This window comes from Streptomyces sp. NPDC048248, from assembly GCF_043201875.1.
Lineage (GTDB): Bacteria > Actinomycetota > Actinomycetes > Streptomycetales > Streptomycetaceae > Streptomyces.
On sequence record NZ_JBICZL010000003.1, the window covers coordinates 140454 to 163277 of the forward strand.

Here is a 22824-nt window from a genome sequence, read left to right on the forward strand (position 1 = left end):
TCACTGTTTCCCGTGCGGAACGCTGCCCTCAGCGGGGTACCGGGCCCCGTGTGAGGGAGCGGGGCCGGTCGGACCGCTGTCACCGTGCCTGCGCGCGGTGACCCGGAGTGACGCGCGGGTACGCCGGGGCGCGCCCGTGAGCGCGGCTGTGGGGCTGTCGCCGCCGTGTGGCGGATCAGCCGCGGATCACCCGGCAGCGGACGCCGGGCACAGGCGGCGCGGTTGCGAGTCGTCGCGCAGCCGGGCGTCGACGCAGCCGCCCGGCAGACCCTTGTATGCCGTGCTGCCGAAGTTGGCGGTCACGGTCAGGGTGCCGTCGCCGAAGACGGTGCGCTGCACGGTGCGGTCACCGCGCAGCCACCGGAAGGATGTCATCCGCTCGGTGCCCGCGGCGCGGTGCAGCGGGGAGAAGTACTTCTGCAGCGCGGCGAGCTCGGGCCCGTTCCGCTTCAGCGTCGGCCCGTCGAGTACGTAGTTGAGCGGGGTGTTGTAGAGCATCGCCAGGAGCGCACGCGTGGTCTTCTGCTCCGGCAGCTTGTCGTAGGACAGCTCCCAGCGTTCGGCGTTGACCAGGGAGCTGTGCAGCGCGGTCTCGTAGAGGGGGACGCGGTACTTCGGGTCGTACATCGCGGTGGCCACATCGGCGGGCAGCCGCACCGGCTTGAAGAAGTTCTTGGGGGCGTCCTGCGGGTAGTAGCCGCCCCAGTTCTCCTTGTCGCGCTCCAGCTTCCACAGGCCGTCGGCCACCGGGGTGCCCGCGCCGTGGTCGTAGGCGAGCACCTTGTTGGCCCAGGGCTGGGCGGTCTCCGAGCCGAGGACGAGGTGCCGCGCCAGCCGCCGCATCCGGGCCAGCCGGCTCTCGCGGTCGCCCGCCTTGGTCATCTCGTGGCCCGGTGCGTGGTCGCGGAACACCTCGCCGGTCGCGTCGACGTCCAGGAAGTAGCTGTCCGCTCCGTTGGCGACCATGGAGCGGGTGCGGTCGGCGAGGTAGTGCGTTCGGGGTTCGGCCTTCTCGAAGGCGCGCGAGCTGAGGTAGCAGCCCCGGCCGTGGAACCCGCTTTCCGCGCTGCCGTCCGCCTTTCGTATGCAGAAGTCCGGGTAGACCCGGCCCGGCCAGGCTGATGTCGGGCTGTCGGCGGTCCTGGGGTCCTGCCCGTTGGCGAACGAGTCGTACGGGCCGACGAGATAGCCGGCCTTCTTGGCTGCGCGCACGGCCTCGGCGTTCATCGGGCCGGGGCCCGCGTCATAGCCGAGCCACATGCGGTCCAGGCCCAGTTGCTGCATGCGGCGCACACCGGACGCGGTGCGGGCCTCGCCCCACACATAGGCGTGGAAGGCGCCGAGCAGCTTGCCGTTGGCCGGATTCTTCTTGATCTTCTCGCGCAGGCTCCCGAGTTGGCCGTGCTCGGCGAGGTAGGAGCGGTAGTCGCCGGCCGGCGCGACCGGGTTGCCGTCCGTGAGGGCGAAGGTGACGTCGTAGTCCCGGGTGCCCTCGCCCGCGTCGAAGGCATGGGCGGCGGTGGCGCGCAGCCGGCCGCCGGTGGAGCTGAAGCGGAGCGAGGTGCCCAGGTCGGTGGGGGTGAGATAGCTGACGCCGTACCGGCTGCCGGACTCACCGTCGGAGCCGGGACGCGGCGATCCGCCGGAGCCCTTCCGGCCCTCCGAGCTGCCGGGGCTTTGCTGTCCGCCCATGCTGTAGCCCCAGAGCGGCAGGGACAGCTCGGCGCCCACGTCGACGGTGCTGCCCGCAAGGCCGCCCTTCGCCGAGTTCCAGAAGGCGTCCCGCACCGGGATGTCCAGGCCCTCGCCGCGCGGGAGCTGGACGGCCGAGGCGGCCGGGTCGGTGCCGGTGACGGGCCAGTGCACGGAGCCGTCGCGGTCCGAGCGCAGCCCGATCCGCAGCCGGCCCTGCTCCGAACGGGCCGTCACCGTCAGCCCCTTGGCGGGGTAGCGCCAGCGCGCCCCGTCGGCGGTGCGGGTCACCGGTCCCGGCGCGCCGAGTCCTCCGGCGGCGGGGTCCGAGAGGACCAGCTGCCTGCCGTCGCCGGTCCGCGCGGTCACTCCGAGGGAGACGGTGTCGACGACGGCCGTGCCGCCGGTGACCGGGAGTTCGAGCCGGCTGCCGTGGAGGGTGCCGGCCGAGGCGCTGTCGCAGCCGGTGACGCAGGCGGCGGTGGCGGTCAGGGCGAGGGAGGCGGCGAGCACGCGTGTGCCGCGGCGGCGGAGGCCCTTCTGCGGGGGCTGTACGAGGGCGGGGGACGCGAGGGGTGCGGGGGCGCTGTCCGGGGCGGCGCCGGGCGCGGTGCCCGGGGCGGTCTCGGGAACGGACGCGGACTGGGATTCCATGGTGATGTGGATAGTCAGCGGGCTTAAGAACCTTCTAAGAACCGCCGCGGAGGAGGGAGTTGACGGGCCCCTTCCGGGGTCCGCAACCGCCCTCCTCCGGCTCCGTCTCCTGTGCCCTGTTTGTACGCCGTGTCCCTACGCGGCCCCCGCCGGGGCCTGCGCCAGCCGCCGGGCGGCCAGTTCCGCGTACACCGCCGCGCCGTCGGCCAGCACCGCGTCGTCGAACTCGGCGAGCGGGGAGTGGTTGTTGGGGCTGCGCTCGGGGTCGGCGCCGGCCGGCGGGGCGCCCAGCGTCAGCATCGCGCCCGGCACCTCGGCCAGCACCCGGGAGAAGTCCTCCGAGCCGTGCAGCGGCTGCGGCAGCGTCGCGAAACGCTCCTCGCCGAGTGCCTCGCGCACCACGTCCGTCACGAAGCCCGCCTCGGCGTGGTCGTTGACCGTCACCGGGTACAGCTCGGCGAAGTCCGCGTCCACGCTCACCCCGAACGCCGCCGCGACGCCCCGGCAGACCTCCACCGTGCCGTCCTTGACCCGTGCCTGTGCGTCGGCGGAGAAGCTGCGCACCGTCGCCTCGAAGACCGCGGTCTCGGGAATGACGTTCTGCTGGGTGCCCGCGTGGAAGGTGCCCACCGACAGGATCACCGGGTCGAAGACGTCGAAGGTCCGGGTGATCCACGTCTGCAGTGCGCCGACCATCGCGCAGGCGGCCTGGATCGGGTCCTTGGCGCGGTGCGGCATCGAACCGTGTCCGCCCTCCCCGCGGACGGTCACCCGCAGCACGTTGGACGCGGCCAGCGCCGGGCCCCCGCGGGTGCCGAACACGCCGCTCGGCAGGCCCGCGGACATCACATGGATCGCGTACGCCGCGTCCGGCCGCTGCCCGGACGCGTCGAGCAGGCCCTCCGCCAGCATGTGCCGCGCTCCGTCGAAGCCCTCCTCGCCCGGCTGGAACATGAACAGCACATCGCCGGCCAGCCGGTCGCGGTGCGCGGAGAGCAGCTTGGCGGCGCCGGTGAGCATCGTGGTGTGCAGGTCGTGTCCGCAGGCGTGCATCCGGCCGGTGTCGGCCGCGTAGTCGAGCCCGGTGCGTTCGGCGACCGGCAGGGCGTCCATGTCGCCGCGCAGCAGCACCGTCGGGCCCGGCTGCCCACCGCGCAGCACCGCCGTCACCGAACTCAGCCCGTCGCCGGTCCGCACCTCCAGGGGCAGACCGTCCAGCTCGGCCAGGACCGCCTCCTGCGTACGGGGCAGATCGAGTCCGACCTCGGGGATGCGGTGCAACGAGCGGCGCAGCCGTACGAGGTCGTCGGACAGGGCTCGGGCGTCATCGCGCAGGTTCATGCAAGCTCCTTCTGCGGGGGAGGGGAGGAGGGAGGGGACGAGGTGACAGGTGGTGACCGGCGCACGGGGGCACCGGGGTACCAGGGCCCGGCATCGGGTCCGCAGCGGAGAACGGACCGGTCAGGCCGGACGGTTGTCGCGGTCCGGCAGGCGGATCACGAACGTCCCGAGGAAGGCGAGGGCGGCGGCCCCGGCGGCCCACCAGGCCACCAGCGTCAGATGGCCGGCCTTGCCGAGCGTCTGGGCCAGCAGCGGGAACGTACCGCCGAAGAGTCCGGTGGCGACGGTGAACGGCACGCCCATCGCCACCACCCGCACGGCCACCGGGAACAGCTGGGCGAAGAGCACGTTCGCCAGCCCGATGGGCGCCGCGATCAGCAGCAGGTACACGAGGGTGACCGCCCACATCGGCAGCGCCCGGTGCGCCAGTGCCGTCATCAGCGGCACCGTCGCCAGCGCCAGCAGCCCCACTCCGGCCCGCAGGGTGCGCAGCGCGCCCAGCCGGTCCGCGAGCCGCCCGACCCCGACCATCGCCGCGATCAGCGCGAGCAGCGGCAGCAGCATGGTCGCCGACGACTCGGTGTCCGACGCGACGCCCAACTGCGCGGCGTACTGCGGGAGATAGGTGGTGCCGAAGTAGTAGCCGATGGTTCCGCCGACCGAGATCATGAACACCGCGGCGATGTTGCGGGCACCGGCGCGGTACAGCGCGCGGCGTCCGGCGGACGTGGTGCCCGGGCCGCTCGCGGCCTGCTCGGTGAACTCCTCGCTCTCCTCGGCGCTGCGCCGGATCCACAGGGCGAGCAGCCCGAAGGCAGCCGCCAGCAGGAAGCCGATCCGCCAGCCGCCGTCGGTCACGCCGTCCCTGCCGAGGGTGGCCAGCAGCAGGGTCAGCACCCCGAAGGACAGGATGTTGCCGATGACGACACCGGAGTAGGAGATGGCGCTGTAGAGGAAGCGCAGGCTCCGCGGTGCGGTCTCGGTGACGTACGCGGCGGCGCTGGGGTTCTCGCCGCCCATCGACAGGCCCTGCACCAGCCGCAGCACCACCAGCAGGACCGGTGCGGCCGTACCGATCGCCGCCGCGGTCGGCAGCACCGCGATCAGGACGCTCGCCGCCGAGATGATCGCCATGCTCAGCGTCAGCCCGAAGCGCCGGCCGCGCGAGTCGCTGATCCGCCCCATGACGTACGAGCCGAAGGGCCGTACGACGAAGCCCACGGCAAAGCCGAGGTATGCGCCGATCAGCGCGGTCACCGGGTCGTCGCCGGGGAACAGCTGGGCGGCGAAGAACGGCGCGAGCACCGCGTAGATCGTCCAGTCGAAGGACTCGACGACGCCGCCGACGGTGGCCGCCAGCAGCGCCTTCCGGCCGGCCTTGCCGTTGTTCCCCGCCGCGTCCCGGACCTGGCCCGGGGAGGGAGCGTCCTTGGCCGTTCTGGTGCCTGTGCTCACGCCGCGGGCGTCGTCCGCCGCGCTGTCGGAGACCGCTGAAGTCATCGCCAACCTCTTCCCGATGGGCCCGGGGGAGTCCCGGTTTTTTCCGGCGGTGCCTGGATGGGAGGCCATGCTGCTCAGCACCGCTACCGAGGAGAACGGAATAGGCTTGGAGTGCAGGAAACACTCAGCAGGGCGGACGTCATGCAGGAAAGCGGTGTCATCGGCGGCCTCGACGCGCAGCTGGTGCACGCCCTGCAGATCGCGCCCCGCGCCTCCTGGCAGACCGTCGCGCCGGTCCTCGGCATCGACCCGGTCACCGCCGCCCGCCGCTGGAACCGGCTGGAGAATTCCGGGCTCGCCTGGGTCACCGGCTATCCGGGGCGCCGTCTCATCGAGCGGATCTGCACCGCCTTCGTCGAGATCGACTGCCGTGCCGGCAGTGTCGAGGATGTCGCCGAGACCCTTGTCGGGCTGCCGCAGGTCGCCACCGTCGAGCACATGGCGGGCGGCCGGGACCTGCTGACCACCGTCTTCGTGCCCGGCCTCGGCGCGCTGTCCGACCTGCTGCTCCGCCGGATCGCGGCGCTGCCCGGCGTCACCGCGACCCGCGCCTCCATCGGCACCCGCCTCTACGGCGAGGGCAGCCGCTGGCGTCTGCGCGCGCTGAGCACGGTGCAGAGCGAGCGGCTGCGCCTCAGCTCGCCGCCCCCGCCGCGCAGCGGCGCCACGGGGCTCGACGGGCCCGACCGGGCGCTGCTGCCCGAACTGTCCCGCGACGGCCGTGGGAGCGCGGTCGAGCTGGGCCGGGCGGTGGGGCTCAGCGCGCCCACGGTCCGCCGCCGAGTCGGCAGGCTGATCGCCGACCACGATCTGGCGCTGCGCTGCGAGGTGGCGCGCGAGCTGACCGAATGGCCGGTGTCGGCCACGCTGTGGGCGGTCGTTCCGGCGGACCGGCTGGCGGAGGCCGTACGCGTGCTGCTCACCCTTCCCGAGGTGCGGCTGTGCGCGTCGGTGACCGGTCCGCACAACCTGCTGTTCACGGTGTGGCTGCACACCATCCAGGACGTGCAGCGGCTGGAGACCAAACTCGGCGAGCGGCTGCCGCATCTCCAGCTCAGGGACCGCGCGATCGTGCTGCGGCAGACCAAGCTGATGGGGCGGCTGCTGGACGCGCGGGGACGGGCGGCGGGTGTCGTCCCGGTCGACCCCTGGGCGGGGTGAGGGCGCGGTGGGGGAGAGCGCGGCCCGCCGGATCGCAGCCCTCCGCCGTAGTCGCCGGGCCATTTCCCGGCAGGCCCTGAGGCCGTCCGCCGGCTCCCGACGGCCTGGTTCCGCGGGCCTGCCTTAACCCGCGATCAGCCGTTCCTCAAGAGCGCCTTAAGGAACGGGAATTCCCCGCTGACCTGCTGTTTCGACGCCGCGCACGGCCGTAGTTTCGACCCGTGACCATCCAGGCCGACACCTCCCACGCCCCCGCCACGGACGCTCTCGCCGCCGAGCCGCTCACCCCGCCCCCGGCCCCGGCCGACCCGCTCCCCACCCACCCGCTGTACTCGCGGATCACCCCGCAGGCGGTGCCGCCCCGGCCGAAGCGCACCCCTCCGGTGCCTGCGCCCCCGCTGCGGACCTCGCCGGGTGCCCTGCGGGCCGGGCTGCTCGGCGGGGCGGTGCCGGTCGTCGGCCTCTGGCTGGTGCAGGCCGAGCCCTCGGTCCGTCTCGACGCGCTCTTCGCGACCCTCGCGCACCTCAGCGGCCTGCTCGCGGGCTACGGCATCCTGGTCATGCTGCTGCTGATGGCCAGGGTGCCGGCCGTCGAGCACGGCGTCGGCGCCGACCGGCTGGCGCGCTGGCACGCCCGCGGTGGCCGCTACGTCCTGACCTGCTGCTTCGCCCACGCCGTCCTCGCGCTGTGCGGCCACGCCGCGCACACCGGCACCGACCTCCTCAGCGCCGCCGGCGGCCTGCTGGGCTACCCGGGGCTGGCCGCGGCCGCCGCCGGCACCGCACTGCTGGTCTTCGTCGGCCTCTCCTCGGCCCGCGCGGTCCGCCGGCGGGTGCGGCACGAGACCTGGCGCGCCGTCCACCTGCTGACATACGCGGGCGCCGCTCTGGCCTTCGCCCACCAGCTCGCCGGCCCGGACCTGGCCGGCGGCCCGCTCGCGGCGTGGTGGTGGACGATGCTGCACACCACCGTCGGAGTCCTGCTCGTCTGGTACCGCCTGGTGGTGCCGGTACGCCAGGCGCTGCGGCACAGCCTGCGGATCATCGAGGTCCGTACCGAGGCACCGGACGTGGTCTCGGTCGTGATGCAGGGCATCGGGCTGGACGCGCTGCGGGCCGAGCCGGGGCAGTTCTTCCGCTGGCGCTTCCTCGGCCGGCGGCTGTGGCGCACTTCATTGCCCTTCTCGCTCTCCGCACCGGTACGCGACGACACCCTGCGGATCACCGTCAAGGCGTGCGGCGACCACACCCGCCGGATACGCCGACTGCGGCCCGGTGTACGGGTCCTGGCCACCGGTCCGTTCGGCGCGCTGACCGCGCACCGGCGCACCCGCCCCAAGGTGCTGCTGCTCGCGGGCGGCGTCGGCATCACGCCGCTGCGCGCGCTCTTCGAGACCCTGCCCGGCGAGCCCGGGGACCTCACACTCCTCTACCGGGCGGGCAACGCGGCCCAGTTGGTGCTGCGGGACGAGCTGGAGGCCATCGCGGACTCCCGCGGCGCCGCGCTGCACTACCTCCTCGGACCGTCCGACGGGCCGTTCGACCCGTTGTCCCCGCGCGCGCTGCGCAACCTCGTGCCCGATCTGGACGAGCACGACGTCTACCTCTGCGGCCCGCCCGGGATGCACACAGCCGCGGCGATCGCTCTGGAGCGCGCAGGCGTCCCTGCCCGCCGTATCCACTCCGAGCAATTCGCCTTCTGAGACGGCCCGTCGAACCCGAACGACCCCGCTTCGACCCGCTCCCGTCCGGCCCGCTCCCACCGAGACCCCACTCCTGCGAGGACCACCGCCCATGGCCAGACACCGCAAACCGCACGTCATCCCGACCGCCACCCTGAAGGCACGCCGCGGGCTCGCGGCGTGCCTGGTGGGAGCGAGCGCGCTCACCGCCACCTTGCTGACCCTGACCGTCACCCCGGGCTCGCCACCCGCCCCCGACCGCTCCCCCGCGGCCCCCGCAGCCCCCGAACCGCAGGCCGCCCCCTAGGCCGTGGCTCCTTGCGCGTTCCCTCGGCGGGACGGGACAGGTGCGGGCACGCCGCGTTGTCAGTGGCTGCTGCCATGCTGCGGCCATGACGGAAACCGTGAAGGGGCCTGCGGGCTACTTTCCTTCGATCGAGAAGAAGTACGGCCGGCCGATCGCCGAGTGGAAGAACCTCATCCACACCTCACCTCTGACCAAGCACATGGAGCTGGTGAGCTGGCTCAAGACCGAACACGGTCTGGGACACGGCCACGCCAATGCCCTTGTCGCCCACACCCTCGCGGAGAGCGGCAGATAGAGCACCTCCGAGGCCCGGCTCCGGGCTCAACGGCGGGCCCGGATCAGCACGGCAGGGGTCCTCGGGACGCCCCGGGGTCCTATGCCGCCGCGTCGAGCCGCGCCAAGTCCGCCTCCGTGAGCGCGATATGGGCCGCGCCCAGGTTCTCGTCCAGGTGGGCCGGCGTCCCCGTACCCGGCGTCGGAAGCAGGACCGGGGAGCGGTGCAGCAGCCAGGCCAGGGCGATCTGGCCGGTGGTGGCGCCGTGCCGGGCGGCGACCGCCACGAGCGCTTCGCCCGCGTCACCGGTCAGTGCGCCGTTGCCCAGTGGGAACCAGGGAAGGAACGCCGTGCCGCGCTTCTCGCACAGCGCCAGCAGCTCCTCCGCGCCCCGGTCCAGCAGGTTGTAGCGGTTCTGCACGGATGCGATCGGCGCGATCTCCTGCGCCCGCCTGAGCTCCTCGACGCCGATGCTGTCCAGCCCGATGTGCCGGATCTTCCCCGCCTGTTGCAGTTCCGTCAGCGCGCCCAGCTGCTCGGCCATCGGCACCTCGGGGTCCAGCCGGTGCAACTGATAGAGGTCGATCGTCTCCACGCGCAGCCGCCGCAGACTCGCCTCGCACATGGCGCGCAGCTGCTCGGGCCGTCCCGCGATGTGCCACACGTCCGGACCGGTACGCACCACGCCGCCCTTCGTCGCGATCACCAGCCCCTCCGGATACGGGTGCAGGGCGCGCGCCACCAGCTCCTCGGCCACGTCGGGGCCGTAGTTGTCGGCGGTGTCGATCAGCGTGACGCCCCGCTCGACGGCCCGGCGCAGCAGCGCGACCGGCCGGTCCTGGTCCTCGTGCCGCGGCCCCCAGTACCCGGGGCCGACCAGCCCGCCCGTTCCCCGGCCGAGCCGGCGGACCGGCAGGTCGCCGCCAAGCCGAAAAGTGGTCTCACCATCCATAAATGCGGAGCTTAGGGCGCGGGCCTGTTCGTAAGATCGGCCGGTGCCTCCTGACATAGACCTCTTCACGCTGACCCTGCTCTGCATGGCCGCCCTCGCGGCCGGCTGGATCGACGCGGTGGTGGGCGGTGGTGGCCTGCTGCTGCTCCCCGCCCTCCTGGTCGGCCTCCCGCACACGCCCGCCGCCTATGTTCTGGGCACCAACAAGTCCACCGCGATCGTCGGCACCACCGCGGCCGCCGTCACCTACGTCCGCAAGGCCCCGATCGATGTGCGGACCGCGGTGCGCATCGGACTCGCGGCGGCCGCCGGGTCCCTGGCCGGCGCGTTCTTCGCCGCCGGCCTCAACAGTGAGGTACTGCGCCCGCTGATCATGGCCGTGCTGCTCGCGGTCCTGGCCTTCGTCCTCTGCCGTCCCGCCTTCGGGACCGCCCCGGCGCCGTCCGGCCCGGTCGGCCGGCGGCGGATCGTGGCGGCGGTCCTCGTCGCGGGCCTGGGAATCGGCTTCTACGACGGCCTCATCGGGCCGGGCACCGGCGCCTTCCTCGTCGTCGCGCTCGCCGCCATCCTGCACATGGACCTGGTCGCCTCCTCGGCCACCGCCAAGGTCGTCAACGTCTGCACCAACGTCGGCGCGCTGACGATGTTCGCCGTCCAGGGCACTGTCCTGTGGCAACTCGGCGCCCTTCTGGCGCTGTTCAACCTCGTCGGCGGCATGGTGGGGGCCAGGATGGCGCTCAAGCGCGGCGCCGGATTCGTCCGGGGGGTGCTGGTGGTCGTGGTCGTCGCCCTGCTGTGCAAGCTGGCCTACGACCAGTGGCTGGCGGTATGACGCCAACTCCTGTCCTGCGCCGGGCCGGTCGAGCCGCCCCGTCCTTCCGCTAACGGCCCACGGTCCACCCGAGCTTGATCACGGCCGCCTTCGCCGTCTTCTTGAACGCGCTCACCGGTGCCTGCGTGAGATCTCCCATCTGTGCCCAGTGGACGACCGTCACCCGCGCCCCGCTGCGGCCCACCGCGAAGAGGTGCACGCCCGGCTCGGAGTCCGGCACCGAGGTGTGCACGCCGTAGACATGCGCGCCGTCCCCCACGGCGACCGTGCCGTAGTCGTCCCAGGCCGCGGTGCCGCCGGGGGTGTTCCGCAGCCAGTCGGCGGCGCAGCCGGCGATCGTGCCCTCCCAGGAGGCGGCGAGCCGTCGAGCCTGCTCCGTGCTCCCGGTCACCACGCTGACCTGCGCGGCGTGGGTGTCGTAGTCGGTGTGGAAGAAGCGGTGGTGGGTGCCCGCGCCTCCGGGCAGTACGCCGTCGTCCAGGCAGAACGGCTCCGGATCCGGCAGCCCCGCGGTGACCGGGCCCGCGAACCACGCGGAGGAGGCGTGCGGCGGCAGCTCGGCCGGCTTGAGGAACGGCGGCGGCTGGACCCGGAGGGTGCGGACGGCCGCGTCGCCGCTGCCCGCCGTCCCGTGGGTCGCGGCCCCGGCGGCCGGGGCAGCGACGGCGAGTGCCAGTCCCGCGACGGCGGTCGCCGCGGCCACCGCGCCGACGACGGTACGGCCGGAAAATACGCGCTTGGCCATGATCAGATCCTCCCCCTGGGATGTGCACCCGAGGGAGGTGCACAAGGACGTTCCTGAGCGCGCTCCCGCCAAGGTGCGAGAAGGCGTCGTCTCGGCAGGTCTGACCGCCGAGCGGGGGAAAGGGTTGCGCAGGACACGGCGGTGCCGGGGCGGAGAGGGCAGCCGGCAGGGGCGCGAGGGGGCCGGGGGCGGCGCGCTCAGCCGCGGGCCGCGGCCTCCGTCCCGCCGCGTTCCTCTTCCGGCACTTCGGTGACCGCCGTCAGCAGCACAGCCGAGTCCTCGATGGCCTTCAGCCCGTGCCGCTCGCGTGGGAGAGCCATGACCTGACCGGCGGTCAGCTCCTGCTCCTCGCGTGTCTCGGTCAGCCGGACCCGGCCGAACAGCACCTGGAGACTCGCCGACGGCGGGGTGTTGTGCTCGTCGAGCGCCGTGCCCGCGGTCAGCGCGATGACCGTCTGCCGCAGCGGACCGTCGTGCACGAAGAGGTAGGCGCTGCGTCCGTGCGGGTCGCTCCTGGCGCCGTCGAGCTGCCGGCGGGCGAGGGCGTTGAGGTCGTCCATGGTGCGGGCCTTTCGGATGCGGACCGGCGGCGGGGATCCCTCTTCCATCCTTGCCGGTGCGGGGGCGGGCGCAACCGGGGCGCCGGGCCCGGGCCCGCCCGGCGGCAAAGCCACGGGCGCGGGGCGTCGGCCTCGCGCGGCGCGGTCGTCCGGGTGCTCGCCCGCGGGGCGCGGTCCCGCCACCACGAAGATGATCACTATCGACCGTACGATGCGATGATCCGACCGCCGTCCCCGTCCCGCCCCCGTCCCCGAAGGTGCGTAACCGTGGCCGATCCGACCGCCCAGAACGATCCGTCCGAACCGTCTGATCCGTCCGAGCCCGCCGGGTCGGCACGGTCGTCGGACGTGCCCGGGCAGTCGACGCGGTTTCTGACCGTCATGACGACCATCGACAGCGAGCTGAAGGCCGAGCGGCTGGCGCGCGGCGCGATCGAGGGCGGGCTCGCGGCCTGCGCACAGATCAGCGCACCGGTGACCTCGGTCTTCCGCTGGGAGAACGCCGTGGAGACCACCCAGGAGTGGCAGGTGCTGTTCAAGACGGCGGCCCCGCGCTACGAGGCGCTCGAGGCGTACCTCCTCACGGCGCACGACTACGACACCCCGGAGATCATCGCGACCCCGGTCACCCGAGGAAGCGCGGAGTATCTGGCCTGGGTCGCGAAGGAGACGAGCTGACGTGCGGCAGAGACCCGAGAGGCAGAAGCGCACCACGAGGCGGACGCGCCCCGAGCCGAGCCGGCGCCGCACACGTGCGACGGCTGCCGTCTGCGGTGCGGCACTGTGTCTTGTCACTGCCTCCGCGAGCCATGCGGCCGAGGGCGCCTCCGGCGCCAAGGACCCCACAGGCATCACGAACCCCGCCGGTTTCACCGCGTACGCCGACCGCGTGACGTCCCCGCAGCTCACGGCCGCCACCGGCCCCCTCGCTCCCGCCGCGCCCACCACCGCCGCGGCCCCCACCACTCCCGCCACCTGGACCAGCCGTGACGCCACGGCCTACTGGACCGAGGAACGGATGGCCGCCGCGCACCCGCCCCCGGACGACACCGCACCCGCCGAAGGGGCCGCGGCCCCCACCTCGGAGTCGGCCGGCCCGGCAGGCGCCGCAGCCCCCGTCTCCGGCACGCACTTCGACGGCGTCCCGTCCGTCGGCGTGCTGTTCTCCGTCGGCAAGGACGCGCGGACCCACCACTGCACCGCCTTCGTGGTGCGCTCGCCGCGCCGCGACCTGATCCTCACGGCCGGTCATTGCGAAACGGGCACGCGCGCCGCCTTCGTCCCGCGCTACCGCTCGGGCGCGACCACCCAGCCGTACGGAGTCTGGGCGATCGGCAAGACCTACGTCCTCCCCGGGCACGGCACCACCGGCGCTGCGGCCGACCTCGACTTCGCCTTCGCCACCGTCGCACCGGACGCCAGGGGCCGTTCCCTCGAGGAGGTCACCGGCGCCAACGTCCTCGCCCCCACGCCCGGTTACACCACCAAGGTCACCGTCATCGGGTACCCGAGCGTGCGCCATGACCCGCAGGACCGTGCCGTCCGCTGCGACACCGTCACCACCCGGCTCGCCGGTACCCGCCAACTGCGGATGGAGTGCGGCGGCTTCTACGGCGGCACCTCGGGCGGCCCCTGGCTGACCCACTTCGACGAGCAGAGCGGGACGGGCACCGTCGTCGGCCTCATCGGCGGACTCAACGGTGGCGGCCCCAGCGGGCCGGAGAGCGACCGGGTCTCCTACAGCCCCTATTTCGGGCCCGAGGTGTTCGACCTCTACGCACGTGCTTTGCGGGACTGAAGGGCCTGACCGAAGCGCCAGGGCGTGTCCGTCCTAGCGCAGCGCCTCCGCCAGCCCCTTCTCCTGCGGCCCGAGGAAGTGCGGATCGGGCCGCAGGAGCGCGTCCGCCGCCGCCTTCCCCGCCGCGAAGAGCTCCCGCACGCCGCCGTACGCCCAGGTGACGTCATGCCGGGCGGCGACCCCGACCCCGTACGACTCGACACCGGCCGCCTCGCACAGGGCCAGCGCGCGCCGGATATGGAAGCCCTGGCTGACCAGCACCGCACGGTCCACCCCGAAGATCCGGTGCGCGCGGCTGCAGGAGTCCCAGGTGTCGAAGCCCGCGTAGTCGCTGACGATCTTCGCGGCCGGGACGCCGCGGCGCAGCAGGTAGCCGCGCATCGCGTCCGGTTCGTCGTAGTCGTGCCGGCTGTTGTCGCCGGTGACGAGGATCGCGCGGACCGTCCCCCGGTCGTACAGCTCGGCGGCCGCGTCCAGCCGGTGGGCGAGATACGGCGACGGCTCGCCGTTCCACAGGCCGGCGCCGAAGACCACGGCGACCGGCGCGGGCGGTGCGTCGGCGACCGTGCGGACCCGCGGCCCGGCCGTCGCGTTCATCCACGTCGCGGGGGCCAGCGCGAGCACCGTCAGGGCCACGGCCACCTGGTACGTGCGGCGCCACCCCGCCCGTGTCCGCGGCAGCCGTGGACGTCTCATCGGCCGCAGCCCTCGCATCCGTGCTCCCTTTGCCCGCCGGCCCCACGCCGCCGGCCACGGCCGGGGCGGTGGCACTCGCGATCGTGTTCGATCTCGCAAGCTGCGACGCCCTGCGGCCTGGCATGGTTGCAGTGGGCCCGAAACCGGCGTCCGCGCGGCGCCGCACCGTCCCGGAGAGGATTCCGCACCCATGACCACCCAGCCCGAGCGTCTGCCGTTCTTCGTCTACGGGACGCTGCGTCCCGGCGGGATCCACCACGCCTGGGCGCTGCGCGGCAGGACCGAGGCCGAGGAGCCGGCCCGGATCGACGGCGCGCTGCTCTACGAAGGCCCCGGATACCCGTACGCCGTCGCCGGCCCGGCCGACGCGGTGGTGCACGGCGCGCTCATCACCCCCCGGGACGCCGACTACGACGACGTGCTCACGACGCTGGACCGGCTGGAGGGCCACACCCCCGGCGCCTCCGGGAACCTCTACGAACGGGTGGTGGCCGAGGCCGTGCGCCCGGCCGGCGGGGCGACGCGGGCCTGGGTGTATCTCGCGGCCGAGCCGCTGGCCGCCCGGCTGCGGGCCGCCGGCACGCCGATCGGGAGCGGCGACTGGCGGGGCACGACGGCGGCGGAACGGACCGGTTGAGCACAGCGGCCGGGCGTCGCCGTCACCGCGGCCCGCCCGCCGGTTAACCTGGACGACTCCTCCCGCGCCGAGCGGCCTTCCGTTGGCGAGGACCACTCCCGCGCCGAGGGCCCTTTTCCGAACCGCAGAACAGGTGTGACCCGCGTGCCTTCCTCCTCCTCAGCCGCAACAGCTCCCCGGTCCCCGCTGCCCAAGGCGGAGCTGCATCTCCACATCGAGGGCACGCTGGAGCCGGAGTTGGCGTTCGCCCTCGCCGAGCGCAACGGCGTCACCCTGCCGTACGCCTCCGTGGACGAGCTGCGCCGCGCCTACTCCTTCGCCGATCTGCAGTCGTTCCTGAACCTCTACTACGCGCTGATGGCCGTGCTGCGCACCGAGGACGACTTCGCCGATCTCGCGGACGCCTACCTCACGCGCGCCAAGGACCAGGGCGTCAGGCACGCCGAGATCTTCTTCGACCCGCAGGCGCACACCGCGCGCGGCGTCCCGATCGGCACGGTCATCCGCGGTCTCGCCCGCGCCCTGGACGGCGCCGAGGAGAGGTACGGCATCAGCACCCGCCTGATCATGTGCTTCCTGCGCGACGAGAGCGCCGAATCGGCCCTGGCGACGTTCGAGGCGGCCCGCCCGCACCTGGACCGCATCACGGCCGTGGGCCTGGACTCCGCGGAGGTCGGGCACCCGCCGTCGAAGTTCAAGGAGGTCTACGCCCTGGCGCGGGAGGCCGGCCTGAAGTGTGTGGCGCACGCGGGCGAGGAGGGCCCCGCCGCGTACGTGTGGGAGGCCCTGGACGTGCTCGGCGTGGACCGGATCGACCACGGCGTGCGCGCGTTGGAGGACGAGCGGCTGGTCGCCCGCCTGGTGGCAGACCAGATCCCGCTCACCGTCTGCCCGCTGTCGAACGTCCGGCTCCGGGTCATCGACGACCTCGCCGACCACCCGCTGCCCGCGATGCTGGAGGCGGGCCTGCTGGTGACCGTCAACTCCGACGACCCGGCCTACTTCGGCGGCTACGCGGACGACAACTTCACCGCCGTGCGCGATGCCCTGGGCCTCGACGCGGAGACGCTGCGCACCCTCGCCCGCAACTCCTTCGTCGCCTCGTTCCTCGACGAGGCGACGCGCGCGAAGTACCTGAAGGAAGTGGACGCCCACCAGGCGTGAGGCGCGGCGCCGTGCGGGCCGGCCTCCGCCCCGCACGGCGTTCACTTCGTCAGCGCGACGGCGACGAGGACGAGCACCAGGTCCGCAGCCATGCACCACTTGCCCCGCGTGAGCAGTTCACGGCGGTCGTTGCGCCAACCGAGGAACATCAGCAGCAGACCGCCGTTCGCGCCCAGGAAGTGCGGCACCGATATCCAGAAGCTGACCCCCAGGGCGAACGACGCGTAGAGCATGGCCCAGGAGCTCAGCACGAAGACCGCCGACAAGCCGTGGAGCTGATTGCCGACCTGGCGCACGCGCCGTTCGTTCGGCATCGGCGGATCGAGGTCGGGGAACTCGGGATTCAGGTCCATCCCGCGACGCTATCCCGGCCCCTCACACCCCATCAGGCCCCTGGCTGCCCCTCGGAGCCCACCACCTCAACCGTCTCAACCACCCCGTCAGTGCCCACGGCTTCCAGGCGTACCGCGCACACCTTGAACTCCGGCATCCGGGACGTCGGGTCGAGCGCCGGGTTGGTGAGGGTGTTGGCCCGGCCTTCGCCCGGCCAGTGGAACGGCATGAAGACCGTGTCCGGCCGGATCGCGCCGCTCACCCGGGCCGGGGCGACCGCCCGGCCGCGCCGGGAGACCACAGCGACCGGTTCGCCGTCCGCGACCCCGAGGCGCTCCGCGAGCCGCGGATGCAGCTGGACGAACGGTCCGGGCTCGGCGGTGTTCAGTTCGGCGACCCGGCGGGTCTGTGCCCCGGACTGGTACTGCGCCAGTACCCGGCCAGTCGTCAGCACGACCGGATAGGCGTCGTCGGTCTCCTCGTCCGCCGGCCGGTGCGTGACGGGGACGAACCGGGCCCGGCCGTCCGGCGTCGCGAAGCGGTCCAGGAACAGGCGGGGTGTGCCGGGGTGGTCAGTGGGGGAGTCGCTCTCGGGCGGCTGCGGGCACGGCCAGAAAACGCCGTCCTCCTCCGCGATCCGCCGGTAGGTGATGCCCGAGTAGTCCGCGGGACCGCCCGCCGACGCTCGCCGCAGTTCGTCGAAGACCTCCTCGGGCGCGGTCGGGAAGCCCTTCTCCCAACCCAGACGCGCCGCGAGGCCGTTGAGCACCTCCAGGTCCGTGCGCACACCGGGCGGCGGGTCCAGGGCCCGGCGGCGCAGCAGGACCCGGCCCTCCAGATTCGTGGTGGTGCCGGTCTCCTCCGCCCACTGGGCGACCGGCAGCACCACATCGGCCAGCGCCGCGGTCTCCGACAGCACCACGTCCGCGACGGCCAGGAAGTCCAACGACCGGATGCGCTCCTCCACATGGGCGGCGCGCGGCGCCGAGACAACCGGGTTGGAGCCCATCAGCAGCAGCGCACGGACGTCACTGCCCAGCGCGTCCAGCAACTCGTACGCGCTGCGCCCGGGACCTGGCAGCACGTCCGGGTCGACGCCCCACACCTCCGCGACATGCCGGCGGGCCGCCGGATCGTCGAGCTTGCGGTAGCCGGGCAGCTGGTCTGCCTTCTGACCGTGTTCGCGACCGCCCTGGCCGTTGCCCTGCCCGGTCAGGCAGCCGTATCCGGACAGCTCGCGGCCCGCCCGGCCCGTCGCCAGGCACAGGTTGATCCACGCCCCCACGGTGTCCGTGCCCTTGGACTGCTGCTCGGGGCCGCGTGCCGTCAGCACCATCGAGGACGCGGCGTCGCAGAACAGCCGCACCGCCTCGCGGAGCTGCGGAACCGGCACGCCCGTGATCCGTTCGACCATCTCCGGCCAGTGCGCCATCGCCGCCGACCGCGCTTCCTCCCAGCCGCTGGTGCGCGCCGCGATGAACTCCTCATCGGTGCGGCCCTGCGCGACGACCAGGTGCAGCAACCCGAGCGCCAGTGCCAGATCGGTGCCCGGACGCGGTGCGAGGTGCAGGTCCGCCTGCTCGGCGGTGCGTGTCCTGCGCGGGTCGACGACGATCAGCTTGCCGCCGTTCTCCCGCAGCTCGGTGAGGTAGCGCAGCGCGGGCGGCATGGTCTCGGCCAGGTTGGAGCCGACCAGGATGACGCAGCCGGTGCGGGCCACGTCCGCCAGCGGGAACGGCAGACCGCGGTCCAGTCCGAAGGCCCGGCCGTGCGCCGCGGCCGCCGACGACATGCAGAACCGGCCGTTGTAGTCGATCTGCGAGGTGCCGAGCGCGACCCGGGCGAATTTCCCCAGGGTGTACGCCTTCTCGTTGGTGAGCCCGCCGCCCCCGAAGACACCCACCGCGTCCCGGCCGTATGCCTCACCGGTCTGCCGCAGGCCCGCGGCGACCCGGTCCAGCGCCGCGTCCCAGCCGGCCGGCTCCAGCACCCCGGTGTCGGCGTTCCGCACCAGCGGTGTGGTCAGCCGCGCTCCCGGGGCGAGCAGCTCGGCCGCGGTCCTGCCCTTGCCGCACAGGGCGCCGCGGTTCACCGGGAAACCGGGCCGCTCCACGACCTCCACACCCGGCCCGGCAGCCGCCGGGCCGGGCCGGGCAAGCCGCAGGCCCATGCCGCATTGCAGGGCGCAGTAGGGGCAGTGGGTGTCGACCGTCGCGGCGTTCATGCGTGCCAGCGTGGTACAGGGGTGTTACACGCAGGAATCACGATGGTTTCGGCCACGGGGCAGCCACCTCCCAGCGCGCGGCACCCCGGCGGAGGTCGGACGGCACACGGAATTCGTCGGCCGGAAACGGCCCCGCAACGCACCGCTGCCACGCTCTGGCCATGACGGCGTCGAGAGCGCACCAGCCCATCCAGGCCCCGATCGACCTCGCACCGAACGACGACCTCGCCTCACGGACCGACCCGGTACCGAGCGAGGGCCGCGCAGCACACCAGGGCCGCGCCGTCGCGGACGACCGCCCGGCCCCCGACGACCCCGACGCCCGCGACCACCCCGATTCCGACCACCCCGACGGCGCCGTTCCCCTGGGCACGGCCGACCTCGCCACCGAGATCACGGCCCAGCTGAGCCACCAGCTCAGCAAGGTCCGGCTGCACGGCTACCGGCGCCCCGCAGGGCAGCGGCCCGACAGGCGGCAGGCCGCCGCCGTCCGGCACCCCGCCCTGGAGCACCGTATGACCACCGCCCCGCGCCCGCACTCCGCTCCGACCCTGGTCGCCGTGGCCCACGGCAGCCGGGACCCGCGGGCCGTACGCACCATCCGCGCGCTGCTGGACCGGGTCCGTGCGCTCCGCCCCGGCCTGCCCGTCCGCCTCGGCCACATCGAGCTGAACCAGCCGCTGCTCGCCGACACCCTCGCCGCACTGCGCGGCGAGGCCGTCCTCGTCCCGCTGCTCTTCGGCCGGGGCCACCACGTCACGCACGACCTGCCCGCCGCCCTGGCCGACGCGCCCCACCTCGACGGCCGGGTCGCCGCGCCCCTGGGCCCGCACCCGCTCCTGATCGAGGCGCTGCACGGCAGGCTTGTGGAGGCCGGGTTCGCCCACGAGACCGGCGGTGGTCCTGATGCCCGCGACGCGTTCGACGCTCTCGACGCGGCCGAGGAACTCGGCTGCGAGGTGGTGGCAGCCGGCCCCTGCGCCGTGAACCGACCGCAGAATCGTTCGGGCATCGGCCGCACCGCCGTGGTGCTGGCCTCCGCCGGCTCCCGGGCGCCGCGGTCCGCCGAGGACACCGCCCGCATCGCGCAGCTGCTCTCGGCCCGGCTCGGCGGCGTCCCCGTGCTGCCCGCCTACGCCTCCGCCGCCACCCCCACCGTCGCCGAGGCCGTACGACTGCTGACCGCCCGCGGCCACGACCGGATCGCCGTCGCCGCCTGCTTCACGGCCCCCGGGCGCTTCGCCGCGCAGTGCGCCGCCGACGCCCCCGCAACCGCCGCCGCGCCCCTCGGCGACCACCCCTCCCTGGCCCGCCTCGTACTTCACCGCTACGACCAGGCGCTCCTCGCGCGTACCGCATCCGACCCGGAAGGCGCCAGGGCGGCTACCGTCGCTGTATGACGGGTACACCACCGACCACCGGCAGGGACACGGGCGACCACGGCCCCGGCCACGCCTCCGGCCCGAGCTCCCGGGAACCCGCACGTGTCCCGGCCACCCCGGACACGCCCGGCTACACCGAGGCCGACGCCGAACGCTGGGTCTCCGAACCGGACAAGCGCCCCGGGCGCACCGCCTTCCAGCGCGACCGCGCCCGGGTCCTGCACTCCGCCGCGCTGCGCCGCCTCGCGGGCAAGACCCAGGTCGTCACCCCCGGTTCGCAGACCCACCTCTGGGACGCCAGCCCCCGCACCCGCCTGACGCACTCCTTGGAGTGCGCACAGGTCGGACGGGAGCTCGGCGCCGCCCTCGGCTGCGACCCGGACCTGGTCGAGACCGCCTGCCTGGCCCACGACCTCGGCCACCCGCCCTTCGGGCACAACGGCGAGCAGACCCTCAACGAAGTGGCCCTGCCCTGCGGGGGGTTCGAGGGCAATGCGCAGTCGCTGCGGCTGCTGGCCCGGCTGGAGCCCAAACGGTTCATCCCGGCCCCGGACGGCTCGACGGTCAGCGTCGGTCTCAACCTCACCCGCGCCGCTCTCGACGCGGCCACGAAGTACCCCTGGCCACGCGGCGGGCACCCCACCGACCCCGACTCCCCGAAGTTCGGCGTCTACGACGACGACCTGCCGGTCTTCGGGTGGTTCCGGCAGGGCGCGCCCACCTCGGTGCGGAGCTTCGAGGCGCAGGTCATGGACTGGTCCGACGACGTGGCGTATTCGGTGCACGACGTCGAGGACGGCCTGCACGCCGGACACCTCGACCCCAACCTCCTGCTCGCCGACTCCGAACGGGCCGAGATCTTCGCCGTCGCCGGTGAACGCTACGCACCCGGCGCCGGCCCCGAGGAACTCGCCGCGGCGCTGGACCGGCTCCTGGAGCAGGAGTGGTGGCCGCACGGCTATGACGGCTCGGCGCTCGCGCAGGCCCGCCTCAAGGACGCCACCAGCCAGCTGATCGGCCGCTTCTGCCTGGCCGCGGAGACCGCCACGCGGGCCGCGTGGGGTCACCTGCCGGGTCGTCGCGGCTCCGCGAGCGGCAGCGGCAGGCTCACGCGGTACGCGGCGGAGCTGGTGGTTCCGGCCGAAACGCGGCTGGAATGCGCCGTTTTGAAAGCCGTCGCCGACCGCTACGTCATGCAGCGGCCCGACCAGGAAGCGCTGCGCGCCGACCAGCGCGTGGTGATCGCCGAACTGGCCGAGGCGCTGCTGGCCCGCGCCCCCGACGGCCTTGACCCGCAGTTCCGTTCGCTGTTCGAGACGGCCGAGGACGACACCGCCCGGATGCGGGCCGTCATCGACCAGATCGCCGCCCTGACGGACGCCTCGGCACGCTCTCTGCACGCCCGTCTCACCCGCCCCCCTGGTCACCTGCGAGGCAACCGAGGGTGACCCTGGAGGGGTAGCCCCCTTCCCCCCTCACGCTCCGTGCGGGACGCTCGAACTCGGCGGTTTCGAACGGAGCATCGCCAACGACACCGACGGGGGCATGATCCACGGGGGCACGACGAGGGCGTTCACGGACGCGGAAGCGGACGTACGGCACCGCAACGAGGAGGAAGCAAGTGGTCGACGCACACCAGACGTTCGTCATCGTCGGAGGTGGCCTGGCCGGCGCAAAGGCCGCCGAGACCCTCCGCTCGGAGGGCTTCACCGGCCGGGTGATCCTCATCTGTGACGAGCGCGACCACCCCTACGAGCGCCCGCCGCTCTCCAAGGGCTACCTGCTCGGCAAGGACGAGCGCGACAGCGTCTTCGTCCACGAACCCGCCTGGTACGCCAAGGCCCACATCGAACTGCACCTCGGCCAGCCCGCCGTCCACCTCGATCCGGAAGCCAGGACCGTACGCCTCGGCGACGGCACCCTGATCGCCTACGACAAGCTGCTGCTCGCCACCGGCGCCGAGCCGCGCCGTCTGGACATCCCCGGCACCGGCCTCGCCGGTGTGCACCACCTGCGCCGCCTCGCGCACGCCGAACGGCTGCGCGGCGTGCTGGCCTCGCTCGGCCGCGACAACGGCCACCTCGTCATCGCGGGGGCCGGCTGGATCGGCCTGGAGGTCGCCGCAGCGGCCCGCTCCTACGGCGCCGAGGTGACCGTCGTCGAGGCCGCCCCGACCCCGCTGCACCACGTCCTGGGGCCCGAACTCGGCGGTCTTTTCACCGACTTGCACGGCGAGCACGGCGTCCGCTTCCACTTCGGCGCCCGTTTCACCGAGATCGTCGGGCAGGACGGCATGGTGCTCGCGGTGCGCACCGACGACGGTGAGGAGCACCTCGCCCACGACGTGCTCGCCGCGATCGGCGCCGCCCCGCGCACCGCCCTCGCCGCCCAGGCCGGCCTGGCGCTCGCCGACCCGGCCGCCGGGGGAGGCGTGGCCGTGGACGCCGGCCTGCGCACCTCCGACCCGTACATCTACGCCGCCGGCGACGTCGCGGCCGCCGACCACCCGCTGCTGGACACCCGGGTGCGCGTCGAACACTGGGCCAATGCCCTCAACGGCGGGCCGGCCGCCGCGCGCGCCATGCTCGGCCAGGAAGTCAGCTATGACCGCATCCCCTACTTCTTCTCCGACCAGTACGACGTCGGCCTGGAGTACTCCGGCTACGCCCCGCCCGGCTCGTACGACCAGGTCGTCTGCCGGGGCGACGTCGGCAAGAGGGAGTTCATCGCCTTCTGGCTCGCCGAAGGCCGGCTGCTCGCGGGCATGAACGTCAACGTCTGGGACGTCGCCGGGCACATCCAGCAACTCATTCGCTCCGGGCAGCCGTTGGACGCCGACGCGTTGGCCGATCCGCAGGTTCCGCTGGATTCGCTGCTCCCGTAGCGTGGT

21 protein-coding genes are annotated in these 22824 nt (G+C 73.6%); 12 read left to right on the forward strand and 9 right to left on the reverse strand.

The window, feature by feature from the left end:
• Positions 1–186: 186 nt before the first annotated feature.
• The 3 genes from ACGFZW_RS06655 to ACGFZW_RS06665 all read right to left on the reverse strand — a co-directional run bounded on the left by ACGFZW_RS06655 (position 187) and on the right by ACGFZW_RS06665 (position 5187).
• Positions 187–2346 carry a glycoside hydrolase gene (locus tag ACGFZW_RS06655; RefSeq protein ID WP_393891940.1) on the reverse strand — a complete coding sequence of 720 codons (2160 nt, stop codon included), beginning with the start codon at positions 2344–2346 and terminating at the stop codon, positions 187–189.
• Positions 2347–2481: 135 nt separating this feature from the next.
• The gene (locus tag ACGFZW_RS06660) at positions 2482–3687 is read right to left on the reverse strand and encodes a M20 family metallopeptidase (protein WP_393891941.1); all 1206 of its coding nucleotides are present in this window, start codon (positions 3685–3687) and stop codon (positions 2482–2484) included.
• 120 nt (positions 3688–3807) lie between these two features.
• The gene (locus ACGFZW_RS06665; protein WP_393891942.1) at positions 3808–5187 is read right to left on the reverse strand and encodes an MFS transporter; all 1380 of its coding nucleotides are present in this window, start codon (positions 5185–5187) and stop codon (positions 3808–3810) included.
• Between the two features lie 141 nt (positions 5188–5328).
• On the opposite strand from ACGFZW_RS06665, the gene ACGFZW_RS06670 reads away from it, so the two are divergent.
• The 4 genes from ACGFZW_RS06670 to ACGFZW_RS06685 all read left to right on the forward strand — a co-directional run bounded on the left by ACGFZW_RS06670 (position 5329) and on the right by ACGFZW_RS06685 (position 8632).
• On the forward strand, positions 5329–6348 hold the full coding sequence (locus tag ACGFZW_RS06670; protein WP_393891943.1) for an Lrp/AsnC family transcriptional regulator: 1020 nt from the start codon (positions 5329–5331) through the stop codon (positions 6346–6348).
• A 383-nt stretch (positions 6349–6731) separates the two neighbouring features.
• Complete coding sequence (locus ACGFZW_RS06675) at positions 6732–8051, forward strand: ferric reductase-like transmembrane domain-containing protein (RefSeq protein ID WP_393892358.1); 1320 nt, start codon at positions 6732–6734, stop codon at positions 8049–8051.
• Between the two features lie 91 nt (positions 8052–8142).
• Positions 8143–8337 carry a hypothetical protein gene (locus tag ACGFZW_RS06680; RefSeq protein ID WP_393891944.1) on the forward strand — a complete coding sequence of 65 codons (195 nt, stop codon included), beginning with the start codon at positions 8143–8145 and terminating at the stop codon, positions 8335–8337.
• Positions 8338–8422: 85 nt separating this feature from the next.
• Positions 8423–8632, forward strand: coding sequence for a DUF4287 domain-containing protein (locus ACGFZW_RS06685; RefSeq protein WP_393891945.1), 210 nt, complete (start codon positions 8423–8425; stop codon positions 8630–8632).
• A 79-nt stretch (positions 8633–8711) separates the two neighbouring features.
• Here the strand turns inward: ACGFZW_RS06685 and ACGFZW_RS06690 are convergent, their stop codons facing one another.
• Positions 8712–9563 carry an aldo/keto reductase gene (locus ACGFZW_RS06690; RefSeq protein WP_393891946.1) on the reverse strand — a complete coding sequence of 284 codons (852 nt, stop codon included), beginning with the start codon at positions 9561–9563 and terminating at the stop codon, positions 8712–8714.
• A 43-nt stretch (positions 9564–9606) separates the two neighbouring features.
• Between ACGFZW_RS06690 and ACGFZW_RS06695 the strand changes: the two genes are divergently transcribed.
• Positions 9607–10395, forward strand: coding sequence for a sulfite exporter TauE/SafE family protein (locus ACGFZW_RS06695; RefSeq protein WP_393891947.1), 789 nt, complete (start codon positions 9607–9609; stop codon positions 10393–10395).
• Between the two features lie 49 nt (positions 10396–10444).
• Here ACGFZW_RS06695 and ACGFZW_RS06700 read toward each other — a convergent pair whose 3' ends face one another.
• Positions 10445–11140, reverse strand: coding sequence for a hypothetical protein (locus ACGFZW_RS06700; protein ID WP_393891948.1), 696 nt, complete (start codon positions 11138–11140; stop codon positions 10445–10447).
• Between the two features lie 197 nt (positions 11141–11337).
• Positions 11338–11700 carry a cupin gene (locus tag ACGFZW_RS06705; protein ID WP_393891949.1) on the reverse strand — a complete coding sequence of 121 codons (363 nt, stop codon included), beginning with the start codon at positions 11698–11700 and terminating at the stop codon, positions 11338–11340.
• Positions 11701–11967: 267 nt separating this feature from the next.
• Here ACGFZW_RS06705 and cutA point away from each other — a divergent pair, with 267 nt between their 5' ends.
• Together cutA and ACGFZW_RS06715 are read left to right on the forward strand one after the other, a co-directional pair.
• Entirely contained in the window at positions 11968–12378 is a 411-nt protein-coding gene (cutA, locus tag ACGFZW_RS06710) for a divalent-cation tolerance protein CutA (protein ID WP_393891950.1), read from the forward strand.
• 1 nt (position 12379) lies between these two features.
• Positions 12380–13498, forward strand: a complete 1119-nt coding sequence (locus ACGFZW_RS06715; RefSeq protein WP_393891951.1) for a trypsin-like serine peptidase — start codon at positions 12380–12382, stop codon at positions 13496–13498.
• 33 nt (positions 13499–13531) lie between these two features.
• Here the strand turns inward: ACGFZW_RS06715 and ACGFZW_RS06720 are convergent, their stop codons facing one another.
• Complete coding sequence (locus ACGFZW_RS06720; protein ID WP_393891952.1) at positions 13532–14194, reverse strand: vancomycin high temperature exclusion protein; 663 nt, start codon at positions 14192–14194, stop codon at positions 13532–13534.
• A 190-nt stretch (positions 14195–14384) separates the two neighbouring features.
• Here ACGFZW_RS06720 and ACGFZW_RS06725 point away from each other — a divergent pair, with 190 nt between their 5' ends.
• Positions 14385–14831, forward strand: a complete 447-nt coding sequence (locus ACGFZW_RS06725) for a gamma-glutamylcyclotransferase family protein (protein ID WP_393891953.1) — start codon at positions 14385–14387, stop codon at positions 14829–14831.
• A 135-nt stretch (positions 14832–14966) separates the two neighbouring features.
• The gene (locus ACGFZW_RS06730; RefSeq protein WP_393891954.1) at positions 14967–15995 is read left to right on the forward strand and encodes an adenosine deaminase; all 1029 of its coding nucleotides are present in this window, start codon (positions 14967–14969) and stop codon (positions 15993–15995) included.
• Between the two features lie 41 nt (positions 15996–16036).
• On the opposite strand, the gene ACGFZW_RS06735 is transcribed toward ACGFZW_RS06730, so the two are convergent.
• Both ACGFZW_RS06735 and ACGFZW_RS06740 read right to left on the reverse strand, forming a co-directional pair.
• Positions 16037–16348 carry a hypothetical protein gene (locus tag ACGFZW_RS06735; RefSeq protein ID WP_393891955.1) on the reverse strand — a complete coding sequence of 104 codons (312 nt, stop codon included), beginning with the start codon at positions 16346–16348 and terminating at the stop codon, positions 16037–16039.
• A gap of 32 nt (positions 16349–16380) precedes the next feature.
• Positions 16381–18552, reverse strand: a complete 2172-nt coding sequence (locus ACGFZW_RS06740) for a molybdopterin oxidoreductase family protein (protein ID WP_393891956.1) — start codon at positions 18550–18552, stop codon at positions 16381–16383.
• Between the two features lie 161 nt (positions 18553–18713).
• Between ACGFZW_RS06740 and ACGFZW_RS06745 the strand changes: the two genes are divergently transcribed.
• The 3 genes from ACGFZW_RS06745 (at position 18714) to ACGFZW_RS06755 (ending at position 22818) form a co-directional block, all read left to right on the forward strand.
• Positions 18714–19952 carry a sirohydrochlorin chelatase gene (locus tag ACGFZW_RS06745; RefSeq protein WP_393891957.1) on the forward strand — a complete coding sequence of 413 codons (1239 nt, stop codon included), beginning with the start codon at positions 18714–18716 and terminating at the stop codon, positions 19950–19952.
• Positions 19949–21382 carry a deoxyguanosinetriphosphate triphosphohydrolase gene (locus tag ACGFZW_RS06750; protein ID WP_393891958.1) on the forward strand — a complete coding sequence of 478 codons (1434 nt, stop codon included), beginning with the start codon at positions 19949–19951 and terminating at the stop codon, positions 21380–21382. Before ACGFZW_RS06745 ends, ACGFZW_RS06750 begins: the two co-directional genes overlap by 4 nt.
• 173 nt (positions 21383–21555) lie before the next feature.
• A complete protein-coding gene (locus ACGFZW_RS06755) occupies positions 21556–22818 on the forward strand; it encodes an NAD(P)/FAD-dependent oxidoreductase (RefSeq protein ID WP_393891959.1) in 1263 nt (420 codons plus the stop codon).
• Positions 22819–22824 lie beyond the last annotated feature (6 nt).

Coding starts and splice junctions, on each gene's coding strand:
- ACGFZW_RS06700 (WP_393891948.1), bottom strand. CDS start 11,140: ATGGCCAAGCGCGTATTTTCCGGCCGTACCGTCGTCGGCGCGGTGGCC.
- ACGFZW_RS06745 (WP_393891957.1), top strand. CDS start 18,714: ATGACGGCGTCGAGAGCGCACCAGCCCATCCAGGCCCCGATCGACCTC.
- ACGFZW_RS06670 (WP_393891943.1), top strand. CDS start 5,329: ATGCAGGAAAGCGGTGTCATCGGCGGCCTCGACGCGCAGCTGGTGCAC.
- ACGFZW_RS06705 (WP_393891949.1), bottom strand. CDS start 11,700: ATGGACGACCTCAACGCCCTCGCCCGCCGGCAGCTCGACGGCGCCAGG.
- ACGFZW_RS06680 (WP_393891944.1), top strand. CDS start 8,143: ATGGCCAGACACCGCAAACCGCACGTCATCCCGACCGCCACCCTGAAG.
- ACGFZW_RS06740 (WP_393891956.1), bottom strand. CDS start 18,552: ATGAACGCCGCGACGGTCGACACCCACTGCCCCTACTGCGCCCTGCAA.
- ACGFZW_RS06690 (WP_393891946.1), bottom strand. CDS start 9,563: ATGGATGGTGAGACCACTTTTCGGCTTGGCGGCGACCTGCCGGTCCGC.
- ACGFZW_RS06750 (WP_393891958.1), top strand. CDS start 19,949: ATGACGGGTACACCACCGACCACCGGCAGGGACACGGGCGACCACGGC.
- ACGFZW_RS06665 (WP_393891942.1), bottom strand. CDS start 5,187: ATGACTTCAGCGGTCTCCGACAGCGCGGCGGACGACGCCCGCGGCGTG.
- ACGFZW_RS06725 (WP_393891953.1), top strand. CDS start 14,385: ATGACCACCCAGCCCGAGCGTCTGCCGTTCTTCGTCTACGGGACGCTG.
- ACGFZW_RS06660 (WP_393891941.1), bottom strand. CDS start 3,687: ATGAACCTGCGCGATGACGCCCGAGCCCTGTCCGACGACCTCGTACGG.
- ACGFZW_RS06735 (WP_393891955.1), bottom strand. CDS start 16,348: ATGGACCTGAATCCCGAGTTCCCCGACCTCGATCCGCCGATGCCGAAC.
- ACGFZW_RS06720 (WP_393891952.1), bottom strand. CDS start 14,194: ATGAGACGTCCACGGCTGCCGCGGACACGGGCGGGGTGGCGCCGCACG.
- ACGFZW_RS06655 (WP_393891940.1), bottom strand. CDS start 2,346: ATGGAATCCCAGTCCGCGTCCGTTCCCGAGACCGCCCCGGGCACCGCG.
- ACGFZW_RS06685 (WP_393891945.1), top strand. CDS start 8,423: ATGACGGAAACCGTGAAGGGGCCTGCGGGCTACTTTCCTTCGATCGAG.